The organism is Chryseobacterium sp. c4a (assembly GCF_009900745.1).
In the GTDB taxonomy this organism is placed as follows: Bacteria; Bacteroidota; Bacteroidia; order Flavobacteriales; family Weeksellaceae; genus Chryseobacterium.
The window spans coordinates 188,161-204,875 of the sequence record NZ_WXVU01000001.1 but is presented as its reverse complement, the minus strand read 5'-3'; the positions used below and the strand labels follow the sequence as shown (position 1 = coordinate 204,875).

Sequence of the window (16,715 nt, the reverse complement as noted above, 5' to 3'; positions counted from 1 at the left end):
ACAAAATGAATATCTTTTGGGGATCACTCTTTATTGAGGTTTCTGAAAATATTAAATAATAACCCATCAATCTCAAACACCTATTTATTTGTACGTAACAAACTTTGAGTAAAATTAAACCACAAAACTTTTGTGGTTTTGTGGTTTAAAATGATGATAAAGTTGAATCACCTTATTTTAATTCTGAGAATCTTCGGTAGTTTTACCTATCTGCTGTATTTCAATAGATGGTTTTTGCAGATTTTCTTTTTTATATTTTCGTTCCAGAAGCAGATAAACACCCCATACTGCCAAAAGCGAAATCAGCCAACCCGCAAGATTAGCGGCAGAAAAACCTGTATAATTAAAATTATTCAGAGCATTTGGATCTTTGGAAGCTAAATAAACTCCATAAGACATTCCCAAAACAATCTGAGTTCCCAGGTAAATTCCAATAGCTAAAAGTCCCAGCTGCCATTTTACTTTTCCAAATTTTTCAGCTAATCGTGCATAATACCGATAGGCTCCAATAAGAATAATAATAGATAACATGATTATAGTTTTTATTTAGTTTTTATTTAGTTTTTATTTAGAATTCATATCCCACATCCACAAGATACAATCCATGTGCAGGTGCTGAAGTTCCGGCAGCATTACGGTTTTTATCTTCAATGACCTTTCTCATATCTTCCGGTTTCAGTTTTCCGGTACCAATCTCTACCATTGTTCCTACAATAGCACGAACCATATTTCTAAGAAAACGGTTGGCAGAAACGGTAAATTTCAGCTCTGCACCATCCTGCTCCCATTTTGCAATATACATTTTGCAGATATTCGTTTTGTTGTCGGTTTTTAATTTTGCAAAACTGGTGAAGTCCTCATATTCAAAAAGGATCTTACAAGCTTCATTCATTTTATCGATATCCAATGGTCTCTTCCAATGCTGCCAGGCAGATTCCTGAGTAAAAGGATTTTTTTCCAGCGAAATATAATATTCATACGTTCTGAAGGTGGCATCAAAACGGGCATGAAAATCGTCTTTCACCTTAAAAATTCTTTTGATGGAAATATCGGGTGGAAGAAAACTGTTCAGTCTGCGCGGAAGCTCATCATTCAGCTCTTTCTCTGTATCAAAATGAGCAAATATTTTTTTAGCATGAACTCCGGTATCTGTTCTTCCGGCACCAGTCGTTTTAATTTCTTCTCGTAAAATGGTGGAAAGTGCTTTTTCCAGTTCTTCCTGTACGGAAATAGCGTCCGGCTGTATCTGATAGCCGAAATAATTCTTTCCGTTGTAAGAAAATTCTATAAAGTATCTCAATGTATTGTTATAACTCCACAAAAATACTTTAATTTAACGAAATATTTGTTGAAAAGTCTTTGAGAATATTACTCTAATGCTTATGAAAATTCCTATTTTTGCATTCGTATGAAAAGATGGTACCTTTATCCTTTTTCCCTTGCTTATCATATGGTAACGGGTATCCGAAACACAATGTATGATTTGGGGATTTTTAAATCAACAAAATTCAAGACACCGATCATCAATGTCGGGAATCTCTCCGTGGGCGGAAGCGGAAAATCGCCGATGGTGATGTATCTTGCCCAATATTTATCTAAACATTACAGAACCGGAGTCCTTTCACGTGGCTACGGAAGATTAACCAAAGGCTACGAGGTCACAAATTATGACAGCAATTACAAGATTGTAGGTGATGAAGCCATGCAGCTTTTTGAACGTTTTAAAAACCGTTTTGTTATCGCTGTTTCAGAAGAGCGTGTACCGGGAGCTAAAAAGGTAATTGAAGATATGGATCTTGGAGTTCTTATATTGGATGATGCACTACAGCACCGTGCGATCAAAGCAGGATTCAATATTTTGATGACGGATTTTAATGATCCTTTTTTCAAAGACTACCTTCTTCCTGCCGGAGACCTAAGAGAATCCAGAGCGGGAGCAAATAGAGCAGATATCATTATGGTCAGCAAATGTCCTGATGAACTGACAGAGGAAACCAAAAGATATTATATTTCAAGGATCAGGCCTTCTCATAACCAAAAAGTATTCTTTTCATCCATCGGTTATGACGAAAATGTATATGGAAAAGATAAAATGCTTCCAGATAACAACCTGAACTATTACGATATTTTACTCATTACCGGAATTGCCAATCCTAAACCATTGCTGGAACATTTGGCTAAATTCTCAAAAAGAGTTACCCATTTAAAATTCAGGGATCATCATAATTTCACGGATGATGATATTAAAAAAATCCTTGCGGAGTATAAAAAATTAGGAGAATATAAACTGATATTAACCACAGAGAAAGATTATGTTCGTCTGAAAACTTTTGACTATCTTAGAGAAATTGTTTACTACTGGCCTATCAATGTTGTTATTGATAAAAAGGAAGAATTCAATCAAATCATCTTAGATTATGTTAAAAAAAATAAATGAAACAGCTGATTTCATCAGAAATATTATTCAGGAAATTCCTGATTTTGCTGTTGTTTTAGGATCCGGACTTGGAAAACTGCAGAATGAAGTAGAACCGATCCATGTTTTAGAGTACAAAGATATCCCTAACTTCCCACAGACTACAGTGGCTGGACATACCGGAAAGCTGATCTATGGAATATTGGAAGGAAAAAAAGTACTCATGATGAGTGGCCGTTTTCATTATTATGAAGGGCATTCTATGGAAACTGTAACTTTCCCTATCAGAGTTTTTCACTTACTAGGAATTAAAAACCTAGCACTATCCAATGCTTGTGGTGGAGTAAATCCGGATTATAGTATTGCAGATATTGTCATTTTAAAGGATCATATCAACATGATGCCTGAGCACCCGCTTCGTGGAAAAAATATCGATGAACTTGGGCCACGCTTTGTGGATATGAGCGAACCTTATAACAAAAAAATGATTGCTACCGCTGAGCAAGCTGCTGCAGATAATCATATTAAAATCCACCAGGGAATCTATGTTGCCTTACAAGGCCCCACTTTTGAAACCCCTGCGGAATACGGGATGATTAAAGCCATCGGTGGTGACATGGTGGGAATGAGTACCGTTCCTGAAGTGATTGTTGCCAGACATATGGGAATGGATGTATTCTGTATTTCCGTGATTACCGATCTCGGTGGCCCGGATATCGCTTTCGCTGTTTCTCACGAAGAAGTTTTGAATGCTGCGAACAAAGCAATGCCGAATGTAATCACCGTAGTAAAAGGGTTGATTAAAAATTACCAATAGAGGAATTTTCACATTCTATTCGTGTATTTGTGGCAAAAAATATTCTCAATAAAAAATAGAGTTTTCTCTTTGAAGTAATTTATCCTTCATCTAGACAACATTCATAGAAATTATCAATAATATAAATTTTTCCCAATTCATAAAAAAATAATCTTGAATTGCTATTCATTGCTTAGTTTTGTGTAAATGAAATTGTAGAAATGAAAAAGTTGTTATTAATTTTTATGGTAGGTATGTTTGGCTTAAGCCATGCACAGAAAGTTCCTACTGTTCTTAAAACAGGATTTTCTAAAGAAGCTCTAAAGCAAAAATTAGAAGATGAGGATGGAAAAGCAATTACAATCCAGCAAATTCTGGATCAGCATAAAGGAAAAGTCTTAGTGATCGACTTTTGGGCTGGATGGTGCAGAGACTGTCTTCAGGCACTTCCAAAAGCTGAAATACTAGAAAAAAATAATCCTAATGTTGACTTTGTTTTCTTATCGCTGGAAAGATCTAAAGAAGGATTTGATAAAAGCCTCGTAAGATTCAACATGAAGGATAAAGATAACTATTGGTTTGCATCAGGATGGAAAAATGATTTCAATAATTATGTGGATCTGAACTGGATCCCAAGATATATGATTATTGATCAGAAATCTTCTATCGCAAAATATTATGCTATTTCTCCGGAAGATCCGGAAATTCAGCAAACGATAGATACTCTTTTAAAATAATATTTAAAACATCAAAAAACCTTGAAGTTTAGATACTCCACTTTTATGGAGTGTTTAAACTTCACTTATTTTTCACACCATGACTACAAGAGAAGCTACAGAACAGGATTTAGAAATTCTATTAACCTTTGAGCAGGGAATTGTTACTGCAGAAAGGCCCTTTAACAGTACATTAATTGACGGGGAAATTCATTATTACGATTTGAATAAATTTATACAATCACCCGATGCAACTTTACTTGTTGTGGAAAACGATAATGAAATTGTTGCTTCCGGCTATGCCCTCATAAAAAATTCAGAAAAAGATTATTATAAGTTTAAGCGCTATGCTTATCTGGGCTTTATGTATGTAAAACCGGAATACAGAGGAAAAGGAATCAATAAAATAATTACTGATGAACTTATAAATTGGGCAAAATCCAGAAATATTTCAGAAATAAGACTGGATGTTTATGCTGAAAACGAATCTGCTGTAAGAGCTTATGAAAAAGCAGGTTTTGAACCTCACCTTCTTACCATGAGACTAAAGCCGTAAAATGTGGGAGGCAGGAAGAGAGAAGCTGGAAGTAATTTAAGGATTACCAACAATTAGATATCATTTTAATTACTTTTCAATCAATGGGGGTCATATTTTTCCATATCGACCTTATTAACTTCCCTCTTCCAGCCTCCTGCTTCCTTTCTATAAACACTTCACCATCAATACAGGAATCCATATCTTTGTGCTATGGATTTTTCTTTGTTGCTTCGTAAAATTATTCACGTGGATATGGACGCATTTTATGCTTCCGTAGAGCAGCATGATAATCCTGCGCTAAGAGGAAAACCTATTGCCGTTGGAGGCCAGCATCGAGGAGTAGTAGCTGCAGCGAGCTATGAAGCAAGAAAATATGGTGTTCGTTCCGCTATGCCCAGTAAGACGGCAAAAGAGAAGTGTCCTGATCTGATATTTGTTCCGCCACGTTTTGCCCGGTATAAGGAAATTTCAAAAATGATCCGTGAGATCTTCTATGAATATACCGATCTGGTAGAGCCATTGTCATTGGATGAAGCTTATCTGGATGTCACTGAAAATAAAAAAGGAATAGAGTCTGCCAACCAGATTGCCAGGGAAATTCGTCAGAAAATATTTGAACAAACTGGCTTAACGGCTTCTGCGGGCATTTCTGTGAATAAGTTTTTAGCTAAAGTAGCTTCAGATATCAATAAACCTAATGGCCAAAAGACCATTCATCCTGATAAAATGGAAGGTTTTCTGGAAGAATTGCCTGTAGAAAAATTTTATGGTGTTGGAAAAGTTACGGCTAACAAAATGTTTAGTTTAGGGATTTATAAAGGAAAAGATTTAAAGAAAAGATCATTGGAGGATCTGGTAAGAATCTTTGGAAAATCCGGAAAGCATTATTATAATGTAGTTCGCGGTATTCATACCTCTGAAGTTAAACCTCATCGGATTCAGAAAAGTGTAGCTGTAGAAAGAACTTTTTTTGAGGATCTTTTTGACGAACAACAAATCAATGAAAAACTGGAAAGCCTAAGTGAAGAACTCCATCAGCGTTTACAGAAAAATAATATTCTGGGGAGAACCTTAACCTTAAAAATTAAATATAAAGATTTTTCACTTTTTACAAGAAGTATAACACGTGAAGAGTATTTCACATCCCCGGAAGAATACTTCAATACAGGAAAAAAACTTTGGGAACTGCGTCCTTTTGATAAAGCAGTCCGCTTACTAGGACTCTCTCTTTCTCAGCTAAATACTGAAGAAAAAAAACAGATTTCCGTTCAACTAAAAATACCGTTTAAGGAATTTGAAAATTAATAGTTTATATTTTTTTGCTAACTTGTATTCACCAAATCAGCAAATTATATGAACCCAACGATGATTCAGTTTTTCCACTGGTATTCTGAAGGCGATGGAAAGCTATGGAAAGAAGCCGAAAAACAAGCCAAATATCTGGCTAAACTGGGAATCACTTCCGTATGGTTTCCTCCTGCTTATAAAGGAACAAACGGCGGGTATTCGGTAGGATATGATACGTATGATCTTTATGATCTTGGAGAGTTTGATCAGAAAGGAACCATCCCTACCAAATATGGTACTAAAAAGGAATATGTAAAAACAATCACAGCTTTAAAAAAACAAAATATAGAAGTCATTGTAGACATTGTATTAGGCCACAAAGCTGGCGGTGATGAACTGGAAAAGTTCAATGTGGTAAAAGTAGATGAAAATAATAGGGAAAAAGTAATTTCCGATGTTTTGGAAATTGAATCCTATACCAAGTTTACTTTTCCGGGAAGAGAAAAAAAATATTCTGATTTTGAATGGAATTTCACTTGTTTCAGTGGTGTAGATTATGCGGAAGGGATGGAGTCTCATATTTATAAAATACAGTCTGAGTATGGAGACGACTGGGAAGAGATGATTCATGATGAGAAAGGTAATTATGATTATCTGATGTATAATGATATTGAACATCGAAACCCTTTTGTGCGGGAAGAGCTTAATACCTGGGCAAAATGGTATTTTGATCAAACTGATTTTGATGGGGTTCGTCTTGATGCTTTAAAACATATTTCCTTTGATTTTTATAAAGAATGGCTTACTCTACTCCGCTCCAATACCGGAAAGAATATTTTTGCAGTGGGTGAATACTGGGCTCCCGGATATCTCCATCTGCTTCAAAAATATATTGAAGTTACTGAAGGCTGTATGAGTCTCTTCGATAGTTCTCTACAAAACAATTTTCATAATGCATCCAAAGAAGGAGCAGCTTATGATCTCAGAAAAATTTTTGACGATACTCTTACTCAGGCAGATCCTTTACATGCTGTAAGTCTTGTGGCCAATCATGATACACAACCTCTTCAAGATCTGGAAGCTCCGGTTGAATCATGGTTCAAGCCAATTGCTTATGCCTTGATTCTTTTACGAAAAGATGGCTATCCATGTATTTTTTATCCAGACTTATATGGTGCTCACTATATTGATAAAGACAGAGCTGGAAATGATCAGGAAATATTTATGCCGAAAGTGGATGGTATTGAAGAGCTTCTAAAAGCCAGAAAAGATCATGCTTATGGTGAACAACGGGACTATTTTGAAGATGCGAACTGTCTCGGATGGATACGTGAAGGAGATGATGATCATGCAGGCTGTGCAGTAGTACTCAGCAATAAGGATACTTACAATAAGCCTATGGAAATGGGAAAACGCTATGCCGGGAAAAAATGTAAAGATCTTTTAAAAAGATTTAAAAATAAAGTGATCATTGATGAAAATGGCTGGGGAGATTTCCCTGTTCCTGCCGGAAATGTAAGTGTATGGGTTTTGGAGTAAAAATAAAGGCATACACAATAAAGATTTTCCTGTTCATGTATGCCTAAAGGTTTTTTTAAACTCTATAATTCTGTCTAGCAATAAATAAATTTACAGCTTTTGAGATCCCTTGCCCATTCACAACAATCTCCCTCTTCTGTCATTGTACAACACATCCTGTCGATAATGATTCCGCCATCTACATTTCTCAATTGTCTTCGATCCAGTTTTCTCATGTTCTGAAAAAGTTTTGTTTTCATAAGGTTATATTTTTAAAATTTGTTTCATAAATATAATAAAATTTCACAATAATCAACAATTAACTATAAAACAATAAAATAAGATTAAAATACAATAACAAAAGAATATTAATAATTCCAGTCAGTATCTAATATTTTATTTTTTCTATTGTTAAAATTTCCGGTTGCTCAGATTGATCAGAAATTTTTCCTGTTCTTGCAAATTCTGCCCACAGCGCTCTTAGTTTTTTCCCATTTTCATGAATACGCTGCCAAGGAATATCTTTGAGCATTTCTGAGGATTTCCATGCGGATTCATTACCGAAAATCAAAGGAAGATCAATACAGTGAGGGGCTCCGATATGATTATTTTTTAATTTGGAATGTATTCTGAACAAATACACATTTCCGCCTCCTTTAGCATAATTTTCTGCAAATTGTCTGGCCGGAGCTCCATAGATAATATCCGTTGTTTTTTCAACCGTTTTATCCATGATTTTCAACCCCAGACCGGTTCCAAAATATTTATTTAAAGCTTCTGATGTTTTAAGATAAAAGGCAGTTTCATCATTATTAAAACCAATCAGCACATCATATCTTGTTGCATTTTCCCTCCACTTTTCAACAGATTCTTCCTCTTTGCATAAAGGCGGATATCCGTATTGAGTTCCAAAAGGCATAGCTGCTTTCAATCCATATTTCATGACGGATGGAACAAATTTTCCATAATCTTCCATCATTTTATAAACATCAACCTCATCTTTGATCTCTTCTGTTTTCTTCAAAAATTCAGCAGACATTTTTTGTCTTTTATGACGTAATCCCAATGGAGCACTCTGAATAATTGCCCGTTGAAATAGATTCTCAACACCTTCTGATATCATCAAATGAGCTATAGCATCTCCTCCTGAGGATTGTCCAAGCAGGGTAATACTGTCCGAATCTCCCCCAAAGTCTGCAATATGAGTCTTGATCCACTTTAAAGCTTCAATGATGTCCAATAGCCCTAAATTAGCTGGTCTTTTTTCATCACCTCCTAAAAAACCAAAGAGCCCCAAACGATAGGAAACTGTAACAACTATGATATTCTGTTCTTTTACCCATTGTGATGGATCTGCTGTTGGAAGGTCTCCACATCCGATTTCATGGGAACCACCGTGAATCCAGACAACAACGGGAAGTTTTTCGTTTTCAAGAATATTTTCAGGGAGGGTTATCGAAAGATATTGAGTAGATTCTTCAGGTTCAAATTCTTCAACCGGTGTTGCTCCAATCATTTTTTCCACCAGCGGGCTCAGTTTCTGTGGACAAACCGGAGTTTTATGCTCTAGTCTACTTTCAAAAACAAAATGGTCTACCGGAACAGGCTTTTGAAATCTTTCGGAGCGGGCATAACGAATACTTTTAACTCTTATGATTCCATCTTCCATGCATCCAGTCATAGTGCCCAGACTGGTATTGAATACACGGATTTCTTTCTGCTGTGATTTCATGTTGAAATGGTGAATACTTTTACTTAAAGATAGTTCTGTTTTTTGAGAATAGAAAATTTATAGGGTCAATTAAATACAAACAGCCCTAATGAGTGTATTAATTTCCACAAGTAAATTCATTTGTCTATCCTACGACTAAAAGTTATCCACAATATCAGAATATGGATTAAAATCTTCTGCAGATTCTTCAAGTCAAAAGATGATTGATTTTGGTGCTGAATTTCAATGAATCAGCTCAACTCAATTCAGGATCTTGTACTCACTTGGAGAAATTCCAACCTTGGTTTTAAATAGCCTTGTAAAATGTTGTGGATATTTAAAACCCAGATCATAGGAGATTTCACTGATTGATTTTCCCTGATCTAAAATCTGTTCCTTAGCTACATCAATGAGTTTATTGTGGATAAATTCCTGAGGGGAAATTCCTAATTCTTTTTTGATCAGATCTCCGAAATAGTTCGCTGAAAGATTCAATTTCTCAGCAAAGTAATTCACCATAGGAAAACCTATATTTTTAGGATTTTCTGACTTTAAATAATCATCCACAAGGTTTTCAAATTTCCCGATTACGCCCTGATTGATATGGTCTCTGGTAATAAACTGACGATCATAAAAACGCATACAGTAGTTCAGAAACAGTTCAATATTATTTACAATTAATGATTTACTATGTTTATCAATTGACTGTTCAAGTTCATGCTTTATATTTTTAAAACAGTCCAGGATAATCTCTCTTTCTTTTTCAGAAAGGTGCAACGCTTCATGCACATCATAGGAAAAGAAATTATACTCTTTGATATTTTTTCCAAGATTGGTTCCTTTTAAAAGGTCAGGATGAAAAATTAAAGCAAATCCTGCCGGCTGCACAGATTTTCCTTTATTGTAAATCCCGTACGTCTGCCCTGGAGCAATAAAAACCAATGTTCCTTCCTGATAATCGTAACTATGTTTTCCATACTGCATATCACCACACATTACATCTTTCAGGAAAACGGTATAAAATCCAAATTTCCTTCTGTATTGGGAAATAGGATCTGATTGGGAAAAATCAATTACACTTACCAATGGATGCAATGTTTCATGATGGGCCATTTTATTATAGTCCGAGACTGTATTATAGATTTCAACCTCCTGATTTTCCATGAAATATATTTTTTACTATTCAAAATTACCAATTTCTAGTATAACAGTTACTGTGTCTGTAAAATTGGTAAGTAATCCCGTAATCTGTATAAGTTAGATTGATGAGAAACTTTCGACTTTTGTACCGTTATGGAAACTTTTAATACAAACATTTTTCCGAAGGGAGAAAAAGCTCCGTCGGATTACTTTTCAGGAAGAACAGCCTGGGTTCAGGTTTTGAAACCTAACGAAAATCAGCTGGACTGCCAGATTGCCAATGTAGTCTTTGAAGCAGGATGTAGAAATAATTGGCATTCTCATGAAGGCGGACAGATTTTAATCGTAACTTCAGGAGTCGGTTTTTATCAGGAAAAAGGAAAGCCAGCTCAGGTTTTGCATCCCGGAGATATGATCACAATCCTCCCGAATGTAATTCATTGGCATGGTGCAGCACCTGACAGCGAATTTACGCACATTGCCATCAATACCAATACACAGAATGGGATTGTGGAATGGCTGAATCCTGTAACCGATGAAGAGTATAACAATTTATAACACCAAATTATTAATTAAAATAAAATTACCGAATGAGTACATTTACAGTAAAAGCGTATGGAGCAGAATCCACTACAGCAGATCTGAAAGAAATGAATATTGAAAGAAGAGAGGTGACTTCCAAAGATGTAGAAATAGAAATTCTATACTGCGGAGTATGTCATTCTGATCTTCACACTGCAAGAAATGATTGGGGCGGAACCCTCTACCCTGCCGTTCCAGGGCATGAAATCGTAGGAAGAATTACAAAAGTAGGAAGTGATGTCACTAAATTTAAAGTAGGTGATCTTGCCGGTGTAGGATGTATTGTAGATTCTTGTGGACATTGCAACAGCTGCCAGCATGATCTTGAACAATATTGTGAAAACGGCTTCACAGGAACTTACAATGGAAAGGATAAGCATTCTGGCGGTCATACTTTCGGCGGATACTCTCAGAAAGTGGTCGTAGATTCTCATCACGTCCTGAAGGTTCCTGAAAATCTTGATGCTGCGGCTGTAGCTCCTCTTCTTTGTGCCGGAATTACCACATGGTCTCCTCTAAAACACTGGAATGTGGGACCTGATTCTAAAGTTGCTGTTGTAGGTTTAGGAGGATTAGGTCATATGGCTATTAAGCTTGCAAAAGGGTTAGGTGCTGAAGTAACCTTGTTTTCAAGAACACCGGGAAAAACTGAAGATGCTAAACAATTAGGAGCTGATCACGTTATCATTTCTACAGATGAAGAGCAAATGAAATCAGTTAAAGGAAAGTTTGATGTCATTATTGATACTGTTCCTTATGTACATGATGTAAATCCTTATATAACTACTTTGAATATCAGCGGAACTCATGTTCTTGTAGGATATTTAGGAGGTTTAGAGCCTATTCTGAATACAGTCCCAATGATTCTGGAAAGAAAATCGGTAGCAGGATCTGTGATCGGAGGGATTGCAGAGACTCAGGAATTACTGGATTTCTGTGGAAAACATAATATCGTTTCAGAAATTGAAATGATCAAAATGCAAGATATCAATGAGGCTTATGGAAGAATGCTGAAAAGTGATGTAAGATATCGCTTTGTCATTGATATGCAGTCACTATAATTTTTTGTTAGATATAGTAAAAAGAGCGTATTCAATTGAATACGCTCTTTTTTATTTTTTAAGGTTATTGCTAAAGAGGTTCTGATCTTTATCAATTCTATATCTGCTTCCTTCAGCACATTGATGATCATTCCTTTCCATGTCCTGAAAAGCCCATGCTGCCATGGCATCAATAACCGGAGCTAGCTCATTGCCAGCATCACTCAAGGTATAAGTCACATGAGGGGGTACTACAGGTTTTGCAGTTCTTATGATCAAACCATCTGCTTCCAATTGTTTCAGATGCTGAATCAGCATTTTTTCTGTTACTGCAGGAATTGCTTTCTTCAGTTCACTATATCTTTTCTCCCCTGTGGAAAGATTGAACAGGATAATGGGTTTCCAGAAACCGCCAATTCTCTCCATTACATACATTACAGGGCAATCCTGTACTGTTTTTTTGTTTTCCTGAATGGTGGAACTTTCTTTAATTGCTGCCATAGTAATACATACTTTAGGGTAAGTACTTGTATAAAAGTAAGTACAAATATAACTTTGTATCAGGAAATAAAAAAATATTTACCTATGAAATCGCAACCATTTGATCAATTGATAAAAATCAATCAATATCCAGCGATTACAAATGATTATTAAAAAACAATAAAATATTTACCTATGAAAATTATCATCACAGGATCACTAGGAAATGTTGCTAAACCTCTAACAAAGCAATTGGTAGAGCAAGGACATGGTATCGTTGTTATCAGCAGCAACGAAGAAAGAAAGCACGATATTGAATTTTTAGGAGCAAAACCTGCTATCGGATCAATCACAGATGTTGATTTCTTAACTCAGACATTTAATGGAGCTGATGCTGTATTTGTTATGACACCACCTGCCATTAGTGCTGACAATATTGTTCAGAATACCATCAATGCAGGAAAGAATTATGCAGAAGCATTAAAGAATACCGGAGTCAAAAGAGCAGTAATGCTGAGCAGCGTAGGAGCAGCATCTCCAGTAGAAAATGGACCTATCAAAGGGCTTCATTATATTGAAAAACTTTATAGTGAAGTTGAAAATACTTCATTTACATTTTTAAGAGCAGGATATTTTTACACGAACTTCTTCAATGACATTGCATTGATTAAAAATGCAGGAATTATTGGTGGAAATTATCCTGAAAGTACAGAAATCCCCGTAGTACATCCGTCAGACATCGCTAAAGCAGCTGCAGAGGAACTAGTAAAAAATGATACAGGTAATTCTATCAGATATATTGTGAGTGATTCTCGAAAAGCCTCTGATTTTGCCAAAGCATTAGGTACTGCTATTGAAAAACCAGCGCTCCCTTGGGTAGAATTCTCTGATGAAGATTCTTTAAACGGTATGTTACAGGCAGGTTTGCCACAGGATATGGCCGAACTTTATGTTGAAATGGGACTGGGAATGAAAACAGGAACGGTACAAAAAGATTTTATTGAACACGGTTCTCCTGTTACCGGAAATATTAAACTGGAGGATTTCGCTAAAGAATTTGCATCTCAGTTTTAGGATAAAGGCTGTAGAAGTTGAATTTTGAAGCTAATTACAAATATACAAACCTTATAAAAAACAATCGCAATACACCATTAGGCATATTGCGATTGTATTAAAATAATTATTTCTGGAGATAATTGTTAAAGCTTTGTTCTTATCACCGTTTATTTTTGATTTTTATCTTTTAATATTTTTCCTAAAACTTTTATTTTCCCATCAATAGGCTGATCAATTTTCAATCCTAAAACCTCAGCTACCAAAGGATAAACATTGATATTGGCAAATTCACCAATCTCCATATTATTTTTGAATTCCGGCCCCCATGCATAGAAGGTTGCTTTCATTTCAGGAACCACTCTTGGATTGTAACCATGTTTTCCTACTGATGTTTTTTTCCCTTTTTCCAAAAATATTTTCGGAGCTTTTGGAAGCAAAAGAATTTGCCCTATTCTGTTGTATTGATCATCTCTTGTCGCAAAGTGCAGGTATTTAGGTAATTTTTTATCCAAATAAACTTCGTAATCATCGGTTTGGTGTGCTTTTAATTTTTTGTACACCGTTTTTACCTCATCCGGATTTTTAACAAATACCCTTAGAAGGGTCTGAGAGTTGTAAAAATCGAATCTGTTTTTATCAAAAAGAAGAGCTGGAATTTCTAATGGAGTTCCCCCATCTACTTTAATCATTCCGTGATCGGAAACAAAAACAAAATTGACATTTTTCAATCCTAAATTATTCACTTTCTGAACAAGATCTCCTATTGCCTGATCAATCAGGTGAACGGCAGCTTCTGTTTCTTTGGTATCTGGGCCAAAATGATGCCCGCTTCCATCTACTTCCGGAAAATACAATGAAATGAAATGAGGTCTTTTATCTTCCGGCAATTTCAGCCAGTTTATTACTTTTTCTACTTTTTCAGATGGAGTAAACTTTTCATGATAAGGATAATAATAAGTAGGTCTCATTCCTCCCGCATCGCTGGCAGAACCTACCCACATCAAAGAGGCTGATACAACTCCTTGTTTTTCGGCTAATCCCCAAAGTGGAGTTCCTCCGTACCAACTTCCGTCTTCTGCATTTTTTTTATTGCTCATTGCATACGTTTCTTTTCTCTTGTAATCGTAGAAAAAGTTATCAATTAAACCATGATGAGCTGGATACAGTCCGGTGATAAGACTCCAATGATTAGGGAAAGTTATACTTGGGTAGCTGGGAATCATAGCTTCAGCTCTTACTCCGCTATTGGAAAGCTTCAGCAGATTTTCAGCATTATATTTTTTAGCATAATCATATCGAAAACCGTCTGTAGAAATCATAATAACATAAGGTTTTGACTGTGCTTCAATGCTATTCTGGCGGCCTTGTACAATTACTTGAGTCGTGTCTGTAGTTGCTTGTTGAGCAAAAACTGTCAAAGAGATAAAAAGCAGTAAAAAATGTATTCCTCGCTTCATTATTTTAGAATTTTCGGCAAAGTTACATTCTCTACTGCTCCCTGAAAAGTTTAAGAGGTTAAAAGTATATTAAAACCTTTTATTTTTAATGTATTAAATACTGCGTTTCATTTCAAATTGTGACAACCAATTCTGAAGTCCTATTTTTTTATCAAGAAATCCCTCTGTTTCTTTAGACTTATCATCCACATTATTAATCGCAATAGGCTGTCCATCAGCAATAGCTGTAAAAAGTCGGGCTCCTATTCCCTGATTTCTGTAGTCTTTATGCACCGCTATCTGAAGCACCTTTCTTGCTTCCGGATTGTAAACGATATATCCCATCAGATTTTCACCAGAATAAGCACCATAAGTCTTGTAGCTCTCCGGCATAGGATGTAATACAAAAACAGATCCCTGCCATGAAGGCTCAATATCCCAGAAAGAACGGAGTTTCTCCCACTGAAAATCTGTTATTTCTTGTATAGAAATTTCAGAATTCCCTATCCCTGAATTGATAGTTCCTTTAAAACAAAGTAATTTTCTAACCACGTTAAAGCCTAGATTTTCATAAGCTCTGATAGCTCCTGCATTTCCTTCAATAACTTCCAGCAGCAATACATCAGCTTTTCTTTCTTTTAAAACAGGAATAATAAAATCATACATTTTTCTTACCAATCCTTTTCCTCTGCTATCAGGCACAACTCCTGTTCCACCGTTGTAAATAACCTTCTGACCATCTTCCTGTTTTTCCGACTGAAGAATGAAGCTTATTAATTTACCGTCCTCAAAAGCTCCTACTGAAATATTCAGGTCTAATTTTTCAGCAGCAATTTTAGCAATAAGCACTTCTTTAGTTAGGTGAAAAGGAACAATATAATCGGAAAAAGATAAATTAAATACGAATAACAGTTCTTCTATGTCAATATTGGCTAAGGTTTTAAACTCCATGATTCTTTTTTATTTTATTATTTTTTATTTCTACCACTCTCTGTCAAGATCTTCTTTCCAGTCATAAGGCATTAATTCTTTCAAAGTCACAAAAACTCCATTTTTCACTTCTATGCTTGCATTAAGGTTTTCTTTGGATAGCTGGCTCATCAATTCTCTGCAGCGTCCGCAAGGTGGCACTGCATTTCCATCATTGCCTACTGCGACTACTGCCTTGATATGATATTCTCCATTCTTTAGCATTTCTGCTACCGCACTATGTTCAGCACAAAATCCCATAGAACATGCTGTATCAATACTGATTCCGGTATAGACATTTCCATCAATAGTTTCAATAGCTGCGGCAACACCTCCATATTCTATAAAATCATTCAGTGTTTTGGATTTTGCAAACTGGGTCGCTATTTCCTTCAAATCCTTTCTCATTAGGTAAAATATTAAGTTGTCTGATGATGCAAATACCATCGAATGGCATTTTGCTCTTCTCTTTTTATAAACGGATCTTTTCCTTCGTTATAATCATTGCCATTCCCCCACTCCATTGTGCTGAGTCTTTCTTTCAACTGCTGGTATTCTTCTCTTACTTCAGGATGAGTACGAATATAATCCCGAAATGCAATGTGGCGAGTCCAATGCTCTGATGAAATAGGAATTGTATGGATATGAGTTATACGAAGAGTATGGTTGTGAAGTTCATCAGGAATATCATCATCCTGATGAATGATTTCCGGAAATCCTAGTTGTTGAGGCGCATTTATCAACTTAATGAAAAAACGACGATAAGGCATATCTTCATTATATTTTTCATAGTAAACATAGCTTTTCCCTTGTAACAAAGGCGGAATTTGATCTAATTCTGATTCATCTTTTACACCAATCATAATGTCTATAATGGGTTTTGCTGATAATCCTTTCACAGAGGTACTTCCGATATGTTCTATTTGTGGATTCAAAAAGCCTATATTTTCTTCCAGTTCATTTTTAATGGATTCAAACTGATTTTCCCAGGAAGGATTGTATTTTTCAAAAGTAACTTTCATGATATCTG

19 protein-coding genes are annotated in these 16,715 nt (G+C 35.7%); 9 read left to right on the top strand and 10 right to left on the bottom strand.

Features of this window, described 5'->3' with window-relative positions; genetic code table 11:
- Positions 1–177: 177 nt before the first annotated feature.
- Both GTR01_RS00960 and truA read right to left on the bottom strand, forming a co-directional pair.
- Complete coding sequence (locus tag GTR01_RS00960) at positions 178–531, bottom strand: hypothetical protein (RefSeq protein WP_160136007.1); 354 nt, start codon at positions 529–531, stop codon at positions 178–180.
- Between the two features lie 37 nt (positions 532–568).
- Positions 569–1,300, bottom strand: a complete 732-nt coding sequence (gene truA / locus GTR01_RS00955) for a tRNA pseudouridine(38-40) synthase TruA (RefSeq protein WP_160136006.1) — start codon at positions 1,298–1,300, stop codon at positions 569–571.
- Positions 1,301–1,408: 108 nt separating this feature from the next.
- Between truA and lpxK the strand changes: the two genes are divergently transcribed.
- The 6 genes from lpxK (at position 1,409) to GTR01_RS00925 (ending at position 7,292) form a co-directional block, all read left to right on the top strand.
- Complete coding sequence (gene lpxK / locus GTR01_RS00950) at positions 1,409–2,437, top strand: tetraacyldisaccharide 4'-kinase (RefSeq protein WP_160136005.1); 1,029 nt, start codon at positions 1,409–1,411, stop codon at positions 2,435–2,437.
- Complete coding sequence (locus tag GTR01_RS00945; protein WP_160136004.1) at positions 2,418–3,233, top strand: purine-nucleoside phosphorylase; 816 nt, start codon at positions 2,418–2,420, stop codon at positions 3,231–3,233. The genes lpxK and GTR01_RS00945 overlap by 20 nt, the downstream gene beginning before the upstream one ends.
- A 200-nt stretch (positions 3,234–3,433) precedes the next feature.
- On the top strand, positions 3,434–3,949 hold the full coding sequence (locus GTR01_RS00940) for a TlpA family protein disulfide reductase (RefSeq protein ID WP_160136003.1): 516 nt from the start codon (positions 3,434–3,436) through the stop codon (positions 3,947–3,949).
- 79 nt (positions 3,950–4,028) lie between these two features.
- Positions 4,029–4,484: a GNAT family N-acetyltransferase gene (locus GTR01_RS00935; RefSeq protein ID WP_160136002.1), complete on the top strand. Its 456-nt coding sequence runs from the start codon at positions 4,029–4,031 to the stop codon at positions 4,482–4,484.
- Between the two features lie 192 nt (positions 4,485–4,676).
- Positions 4,677–5,771 carry a DNA polymerase IV gene (dinB, locus tag GTR01_RS00930; RefSeq protein WP_160136001.1) on the top strand — a complete coding sequence of 365 codons (1,095 nt, stop codon included), beginning with the start codon at positions 4,677–4,679 and terminating at the stop codon, positions 5,769–5,771.
- A 48-nt stretch (positions 5,772–5,819) separates the two neighbouring features.
- Positions 5,820–7,292 carry an alpha-amylase gene (locus tag GTR01_RS00925; protein ID WP_160136000.1) on the top strand — a complete coding sequence of 491 codons (1,473 nt, stop codon included), beginning with the start codon at positions 5,820–5,822 and terminating at the stop codon, positions 7,290–7,292.
- A 74-nt stretch (positions 7,293–7,366) separates the two neighbouring features.
- Here the strand turns inward: GTR01_RS00925 and GTR01_RS00920 are convergent, their stop codons facing one another.
- From GTR01_RS00920 to GTR01_RS00910, 3 genes are all read right to left on the bottom strand, one after another.
- Positions 7,367–7,531 carry a hypothetical protein gene (locus GTR01_RS00920; protein WP_160135999.1) on the bottom strand — a complete coding sequence of 55 codons (165 nt, stop codon included), beginning with the start codon at positions 7,529–7,531 and terminating at the stop codon, positions 7,367–7,369.
- Between the two features lie 128 nt (positions 7,532–7,659).
- Positions 7,660–9,003, bottom strand: a complete 1,344-nt coding sequence (locus GTR01_RS00915; protein ID WP_160135998.1) for a carboxylesterase family protein — start codon at positions 9,001–9,003, stop codon at positions 7,660–7,662.
- 240 nt (positions 9,004–9,243) lie between these two features.
- Positions 9,244–10,146, bottom strand: coding sequence for a helix-turn-helix domain-containing protein (locus GTR01_RS00910; protein ID WP_185155079.1), 903 nt, complete (start codon positions 10,144–10,146; stop codon positions 9,244–9,246).
- 129 nt (positions 10,147–10,275) lie between these two features.
- On the opposite strand from GTR01_RS00910, the gene GTR01_RS00905 reads away from it, so the two are divergent.
- Both GTR01_RS00905 and GTR01_RS00900 read left to right on the top strand, forming a co-directional pair.
- Positions 10,276–10,680, top strand: coding sequence for a cupin domain-containing protein (locus tag GTR01_RS00905; RefSeq protein WP_160135997.1), 405 nt, complete (start codon positions 10,276–10,278; stop codon positions 10,678–10,680).
- A 32-nt stretch (positions 10,681–10,712) separates the two neighbouring features.
- Positions 10,713–11,765: an NAD(P)-dependent alcohol dehydrogenase gene (locus tag GTR01_RS00900; RefSeq protein WP_160135996.1), complete on the top strand. Its 1,053-nt coding sequence runs from the start codon at positions 10,713–10,715 to the stop codon at positions 11,763–11,765.
- A gap of 51 nt (positions 11,766–11,816) precedes the next feature.
- Here the strand turns inward: GTR01_RS00900 and GTR01_RS00895 are convergent, their stop codons facing one another.
- Complete coding sequence (locus tag GTR01_RS00895) at positions 11,817–12,245, bottom strand: winged helix-turn-helix transcriptional regulator (protein WP_160135995.1); 429 nt, start codon at positions 12,243–12,245, stop codon at positions 11,817–11,819.
- A 174-nt stretch (positions 12,246–12,419) separates the two neighbouring features.
- Here GTR01_RS00895 and GTR01_RS00890 point away from each other — a divergent pair, with 174 nt between their 5' ends.
- Positions 12,420–13,298 carry an NAD(P)H-binding protein gene (locus GTR01_RS00890; protein ID WP_160135994.1) on the top strand — a complete coding sequence of 293 codons (879 nt, stop codon included), beginning with the start codon at positions 12,420–12,422 and terminating at the stop codon, positions 13,296–13,298.
- Between the two features lie 149 nt (positions 13,299–13,447).
- Here GTR01_RS00890 and GTR01_RS00885 read toward each other — a convergent pair whose 3' ends face one another.
- From GTR01_RS00885 to GTR01_RS00870, 4 genes are all read right to left on the bottom strand, one after another.
- On the bottom strand, positions 13,448–14,737 hold the full coding sequence (locus GTR01_RS00885; RefSeq protein WP_160135993.1) for an alkaline phosphatase family protein: 1,290 nt from the start codon (positions 14,735–14,737) through the stop codon (positions 13,448–13,450).
- Positions 14,738–14,830: 93 nt separating this feature from the next.
- A complete protein-coding gene (locus GTR01_RS00880; protein WP_160135992.1) occupies positions 14,831–15,667 on the bottom strand; it encodes a GNAT family N-acetyltransferase in 837 nt (278 codons plus the stop codon).
- A 30-nt stretch (positions 15,668–15,697) separates the two neighbouring features.
- A complete protein-coding gene (locus GTR01_RS00875) occupies positions 15,698–16,093 on the bottom strand; it encodes a cytidine deaminase family protein (RefSeq protein ID WP_160135991.1) in 396 nt (131 codons plus the stop codon).
- Positions 16,094–16,104: 11 nt separating this feature from the next.
- On the bottom strand, positions 16,105–16,707 hold the full coding sequence (locus GTR01_RS00870; RefSeq protein WP_160135990.1) for a GrpB family protein: 603 nt from the start codon (positions 16,705–16,707) through the stop codon (positions 16,105–16,107).
- Positions 16,708–16,715 lie beyond the last annotated feature (8 nt).

Coding starts and splice junctions, on each gene's coding strand:
- GTR01_RS00960 (WP_160136007.1), bottom strand. CDS start 531: ATGTTATCTATTATTATTCTTATTGGAGCCTATCGGTATTATGCACGA.
- lpxK (WP_160136005.1), top strand. CDS start 1,409: ATGAAAAGATGGTACCTTTATCCTTTTTCCCTTGCTTATCATATGGTA.
- GTR01_RS00945 (WP_160136004.1), top strand. CDS start 2,418: ATGTTAAAAAAAATAAATGAAACAGCTGATTTCATCAGAAATATTATT.
- GTR01_RS00940 (WP_160136003.1), top strand. CDS start 3,434: ATGAAAAAGTTGTTATTAATTTTTATGGTAGGTATGTTTGGCTTAAGC.
- GTR01_RS00935 (WP_160136002.1), top strand. CDS start 4,029: ATGACTACAAGAGAAGCTACAGAACAGGATTTAGAAATTCTATTAACC.
- dinB (WP_160136001.1), top strand. CDS start 4,677: ATGGATTTTTCTTTGTTGCTTCGTAAAATTATTCACGTGGATATGGAC.
- GTR01_RS00925 (WP_160136000.1), top strand. CDS start 5,820: ATGAACCCAACGATGATTCAGTTTTTCCACTGGTATTCTGAAGGCGAT.
- GTR01_RS00920 (WP_160135999.1), bottom strand. CDS start 7,531: ATGAAAACAAAACTTTTTCAGAACATGAGAAAACTGGATCGAAGACAA.
- GTR01_RS00915 (WP_160135998.1), bottom strand. CDS start 9,003: ATGAAATCACAGCAGAAAGAAATCCGTGTATTCAATACCAGTCTGGGC.
- GTR01_RS00910 (WP_185155079.1), bottom strand. CDS start 10,146: ATGGAAAATCAGGAGGTTGAAATCTATAATACAGTCTCGGACTATAAT.
- GTR01_RS00905 (WP_160135997.1), top strand. CDS start 10,276: ATGGAAACTTTTAATACAAACATTTTTCCGAAGGGAGAAAAAGCTCCG.
- GTR01_RS00900 (WP_160135996.1), top strand. CDS start 10,713: ATGAGTACATTTACAGTAAAAGCGTATGGAGCAGAATCCACTACAGCA.
- GTR01_RS00895 (WP_160135995.1), bottom strand. CDS start 12,245: ATGGCAGCAATTAAAGAAAGTTCCACCATTCAGGAAAACAAAAAAACA.
- GTR01_RS00890 (WP_160135994.1), top strand. CDS start 12,420: ATGAAAATTATCATCACAGGATCACTAGGAAATGTTGCTAAACCTCTA.
- GTR01_RS00885 (WP_160135993.1), bottom strand. CDS start 14,737: ATGAAGCGAGGAATACATTTTTTACTGCTTTTTATCTCTTTGACAGTT.
- GTR01_RS00880 (WP_160135992.1), bottom strand. CDS start 15,667: ATGGAGTTTAAAACCTTAGCCAATATTGACATAGAAGAACTGTTATTC.
- GTR01_RS00875 (WP_160135991.1), bottom strand. CDS start 16,093: ATGAGAAAGGATTTGAAGGAAATAGCGACCCAGTTTGCAAAATCCAAA.
- GTR01_RS00870 (WP_160135990.1), bottom strand. CDS start 16,707: ATGAAAGTTACTTTTGAAAAATACAATCCTTCCTGGGAAAATCAGTTT.